Raw genomic sequence first — 4,841 nt, 5'->3', positions numbered from 1 at the left:
GGCAAGCGTCAACCAGGCGGCGATGGAAGCGGCAGCAAGGCAGGAGCGCGATCTCGCAAGTGCCTTGCTGCCGACGATTTCGACCGCCGGTTATGCGATCGGCGCTGGGATCGCCGGGATGATCGCAAGCGCGACCGGCCTGGTTTCGGCGCTGGAGAACGGCAATACCGGCGGGCCGGCGCTGTGGCTCTACGGGACTGCGGCGGCCGGTGCGCTGCTGACCTTCCTCCTCGGCTTCGGCGTGCGGCTTACCAAGGCTTGAGGGCGCAACAAAAGCGCATTTCGCTTGTTCGGCGGGACAGATTTCCCATATTTGAGGAAAAGGTCGCCGCATCCCGGCGGCCAAAGGAGACCTTCCCGTGTTCCAGTTCGACAATTCCTACGCCCGCCTGCCGGACAGGTTTTTCGCCTCCGTCTATCCTGAGCCGGTGGAGGGGCCGAAGCTTCTGAAATTCAACGCGGAACTGGCAGAAGAACTGGGCGTCGAGGCAGATTTTTCCGATCCCGCCCGGCTGGCGGCGATCCTTGCCGGCAATGTCGTGCCGCCCGGCGCCATGCCGATCGCCATGGCTTATGCCGGCCACCAGTTCGGCAATTTTGTGCCGCAGCTGGGCGACGGGCGGGCGATATTGCTGGGCGAGGTCGTCGACCGCAACGGCAAACGCCGCGACATCCAGCTGAAGGGCGCCGGACCGACGCCTTATTCCCGCAGAGGCGACGGACGCGCGGCTTTGGGACCGGTGCTGCGCGAATATATCGTCTCCGAGGCGATGAACGCACTCGGTGTGCCGGCAACGCGGGCCTTGGCGGCTGTCGCGACCGGCGAACAGGTCTATCGCGAGACGGTGGAGCAGGGAGCGGTGTTCGTGCGCGTCGCGGCAAGCCACGTGCGGATCGGCACCTTCCAGTTCTTTGCCGCCCGCGGTGACAATGACGGGATCAAATTGCTCGCCGACTACGTCATCGAGCGGCACTATCCGGAGCTGAAAACGGCGAAAAACCCCTATCTGGCGCTGCTGCAGGGTGTAGCGGCGCGGCAGGCGGATCTGATCGCCCGCTGGATGGGTATCGGCTTCATCCATGGGGTGATGAACACCGACAACATGACGATTTCGGGCGAGACGATCGATTTCGGGCCTTGCGCCTTCCTCGACGAATACGACCCGATGAAGGTGTTCTCCTCGATCGACCAGGGCGGTCGTTATGCCTATCGCAACCAGCCGGGCATCGGCCAGTGGAACATCGCGCGGCTGGCGGAATGCCTTCTGCCGCTGCTGGACGAGGACGAGGAAAAGGCCGTGGACGCGGCGAACGCCGTGCTGAAGGCCTTTGGCGAGCGATTCCAGAAAGAGTGGATCGGCGTTTTCCGCGCGAAGATCGGCCTTGCGACCGAGGCGGATGGCGATGGCGACCTGATCCAGGCGCTGCTGGCAACCATGCACGAGGGGCAGGCGGATTTTACGCTGGCCTTCCGGCGGCTTGCCGATGCGGCGGAGGGCGGGCAAGAGGCGTTCCTCAGGTGTTTTGCCGATCCCGACAAGGCGCAGACCTGGCTCGCCGACTGGCGCGCGCGGTTGACCACTGAAGCACGGCCGGTCGGCGAACTGGCGGCAGGACTGCGCGCCGTCAACCCGGCGGTTATCCCCCGCAATCACAAGGTCCAGGAAGCCCTTTCGGCCGCCAATTACGGCGACTTCAGCTTCTTCGAACGGTTGCTGGAGGCCTTGGAAAAACCTTTCGAAGAGCGGCCGGAATTCGTGAGCTACATGCAGCCGCCGAAGCCTGAGGAGCGGGTGACGCAGACGTTCTGCGGGACGTGACACCTGTAAATTAATTTTTGCTAATTAGGAAAATAGTCCTTGACGGCGTGACGGTTGTTTGGTAGGTTCTAGGCACAGTCGAAGAATTGCGCCGGCAAGTGGCCTTCGGGCGGCCGGTGGCAAGACTTCCAGTCAAATTGGCCCGGTCCCAAAGCCGGGCCTTCTTTTTATCTCGACAATCGGCAGTGGGGACGCGCGGTGACCGGAAACGGGGGCGGCGGGATTTTCTGCGCCGAAATTTTGGCTCCTATTTCGGCCCCGGGGATATCCCAGATGGATGAATTCGAGACGTTCGATCCGGCGCTTTTCGGGCTCTGGACGGAGGCGCCCGTCTATGGCGACGCGGTCGTCATGGACGATTCCGTGCTTTCGGACGCCGTGCGCGGCGTGCTGCTGGAGATCAAGTCGGCCGAGGGCGCATTCTCTCCGGGCGAGGAGCTGCGGCGGCTGTTGAACGAGATGACCGTCGAAATGCGCGACCAGTTTTCGACCTTCCGGCGGATGCGGACCGCGGCGGAGGCGGCGCTCACAGATGGCGACGACGCCGCCCAGAAACTGGCGCGTGCCGACGTGAAGGCCGCGACCGACGCCATGTCTCTGATCGTCCGCACGCTCGAAAAGGTCGACAGCCTGCAACGCCAGCTCGCCCGCGACCGCGACGAGGCCGCCGAGCGCGATGCGGACGAGGGTGGGTATGAGGAGGCCAAGGTCCGCTTCCTGAAAATGATCGAGGATCGCGCCAATGAAAACGCCTATCGGCTTTTCGAAGCATGGAAGCGGGATGGACCGCCGCCCCTCGTTTTGGAGAGGTTTGGACACGCGTCCTCCGAGCCAACGGACCTTGCTGCGAGCGCAGGAGAAGATCGCGGTCAAAGCCTCAAAGGGGGCGTCGGGGTTGAACCGGGGTCTGCGGACGATCACGGCTGCGCGGGAGGAATATTGCGAAGCCGTTGTGAAAAGCACGGCCTTGAGAAGCGTGATTGAGCAAGGAAACGCCGGGCGCGGCAAACGCCCTCTGATCTCCCCCCTTGAGGGGGAGATGTCACCGAAGGTGACAGAGGGGGGTGGCGCCGCGAACTCAACTGTCGAAGAATGTGCCGCAGCACCCCCCTCTGCCCTGCCGGGCATCTCCCCCTCAAGGGGGGAGATCGGTCTGCCGCACGGGTCTGCTCCTGGAAGCGAGCACGCTCTGGAGCGGAATGACGAGCCCGACACGTCTCTATCTGGCTTCACGCTCGATCATGAACGCGACTGGGATATAAAGGGCCGTCCCGACCAAAAGCCGCCGGCCGGCGATTGGCACACCTGGTTGATCATGGGTGGGCGCGGCTCGGGCAAGACGCGGGCAGGCGCGGAATGGATCCATGGGCTCGCCTCGGCCGGCAGCAGGTCGGATCTCAGGATAGCGCTGGTGGCGGAAACGCTGGGCGATGCCCGCGAGGTGATGATCGACGGGGTTTCCGGCATCTGCCGGATCGCGCGGAAGAACCGGCCGGGTTTCGAGATTTCGCGCCGGAGGCTGGTCTGGCCGAACGGGGCGATCGCGCAGATCTTTTCCTCGGAAGACCCGGAGAGCCTGCGCGGCCCACAGTTTCATTTCGCCTGGTGCGACGAGCTCGCCAAGTGGCGGCATGCGGAGGAAACCTTCGACATGCTGCAGTTCGGGCTGCGGCTCGGGGCCGATCCGCGCCAGCTGGTGACGACCACGCCGCGGCCGGTGCCGATCCTGAAACGGCTGATCGCCGATCCCGGCACGCAACTTGTGCGGATCTCGACCCAGGCCAATGCCGGCAACCTTTCACCCGGCTTCATTTCGGCGCTGGAGGCGCGGTATGGAGGAACGAGGCTCGGACGGCAGGAACTGGCCGGCGAGCTGATCGAGGACCGCGAGGACGCGCTGTGGAAACGCGCCGACCTCGAGGCCTTCACGATCCGCTTTACCGGTGCGCTCAGGCGCATCGTGGTCGCGGTCGACCCGCCTTCGGGTTCGGGCGATCATTCCTGCTGCGGCATCGTCGTCGCCGGCTTGGAAGCGAGCGGCCGGGCAGTGGTGCTGGCCGATTGTTCGGTCGAAGGCAAAACCCCGGCGGGCTGGGCGAACGCGGTGGCGCGCGCTTATGCGCGCTTCCAGGCGGACCGGGTGGTGGCCGAGGTGAACCAGGGCGGCGAGATGGTGACGGCGATGCTGAAAAGCGTCGATGCGGCGCTGCCGGTGACTATGGTCAGGGCGACGCGCGGAAAATTCCTGCGCGCCGAACCTGTTGCTGCCCTCTACGAACAGGGGCGGGTGGCGCATGCCGGGCGGTTTGCCGAGCTTGAAGATCAGATGTGTGACTTCGGCCCGGACGGTCTGTCTTCAGGCCGTTCGCCCGACCGGCTCGATGCGCTGGTCTGGGCGCTGACGGCGCTGATGCTGGAAGGTCATGGGGAGCCGCGCGTGCGCGGTGTTTGAGCGCGGCTCGCCGCTCAGGTGATGATGATCAGCGCGGGGTGACCGGCTTTGGCTGGGCGCTTTCGCGCATCTGCTTCCACTCGGATTCGATCCGCTCGACGACATGCTGCGGGATCGGCTTGGAAGGGGCGGCCGGTGCGGGCTGCTGCATCATCATGATCTCCTGTTGTTTAGAAAGCCGACAAGAACGTCGTGTGACGCCGTTGGTTCCATACCGTTAGAAAAAAGTAAACTGCCGCCTAAAGGCTTAAAACGATTTAGTTTTTCTAAACCGATTGAAACCCTGCGACGCGGTATGGGAGTAGGCACCAGATGGCTCACAACCGGTATGCCTTCTTTGATTTCGTGCGGACAAAGCTCTTCAAAGGCCGGCTCGCTGCCGGTCAGGTGGAGGGGCTGACGGCGATTCTCGATGGCTGGCAGGCAAGGGTCGGCCAGGATGAGGCGCAGCCGCTCGCCTATGTGCTGGCCACCGCCTTTCACGAGACGGTTGCCACGATGCAGCCCGTCCGCGAGACCCTGGCGGCCAGCGACAGGTCGGCGATCGCGCGGCTGGACGAGGCTTTTGC

4 protein-coding genes and 2 pseudogenes are annotated in these 4,841 nt (G+C 64.2%); 5 read left to right on the top strand and 1 reads right to left on the bottom strand.

Annotated features, from left to right (window positions below; all coding sequences use genetic code 11):
• From MOV61_RS28390 to MOV61_RS28375, 4 genes and pseudogenes are all read left to right on the top strand, one after another.
• Positions 1 to 262 (top strand): annotated as a pseudogene (locus MOV61_RS28390) (MFS transporter); the annotation flags it as partial.
• 97 nt (positions 263 to 359) lie between these two features.
• Positions 360 to 1,820: a protein adenylyltransferase SelO gene (locus MOV61_RS28385; protein ID WP_408962444.1), complete on the top strand. Its 1,461-nt coding sequence runs from the start codon at positions 360 to 362 to the stop codon at positions 1,818 to 1,820.
• A gap of 273 nt (positions 1,821 to 2,093) precedes the next feature.
• Positions 2,094 to 2,804: a hypothetical protein gene (locus tag MOV61_RS28380; protein ID WP_065814767.1), complete on the top strand. Its 711-nt coding sequence runs from the start codon at positions 2,094 to 2,096 to the stop codon at positions 2,802 to 2,804.
• A gap of 274 nt (positions 2,805 to 3,078) precedes the next feature.
• Positions 3,079 to 4,272 (top strand): terminase large subunit domain-containing protein, encoded by a 1,194-nt coding sequence (locus MOV61_RS28375; protein ID WP_247138980.1) that lies wholly within the window; start codon positions 3,079 to 3,081, stop codon positions 4,270 to 4,272.
• Between the two features lie 28 nt (positions 4,273 to 4,300).
• On the opposite strand, the gene MOV61_RS30380 is transcribed toward MOV61_RS28375, so the two are convergent.
• The gene (locus MOV61_RS30380; RefSeq protein WP_258719024.1) at positions 4,301 to 4,429 is read right to left on the bottom strand and encodes a hypothetical protein; all 129 of its coding nucleotides are present in this window, start codon (positions 4,427 to 4,429) and stop codon (positions 4,301 to 4,303) included.
• A 155-nt stretch (positions 4,430 to 4,584) separates the two neighbouring features.
• Here MOV61_RS30380 and MOV61_RS28370 point away from each other — a divergent pair.
• Positions 4,585 to 4,841: pseudogene (locus MOV61_RS28370) on the top strand (hypothetical protein); the annotation flags it as partial.

Source organism: Neorhizobium sp. BETTINA12A (assembly GCF_023006485.1).
Lineage (GTDB): Bacteria > Pseudomonadota > Alphaproteobacteria > Rhizobiales > Rhizobiaceae > Neorhizobium.
This window is presented reverse-complemented; position numbering and strand designations above follow the sequence as displayed.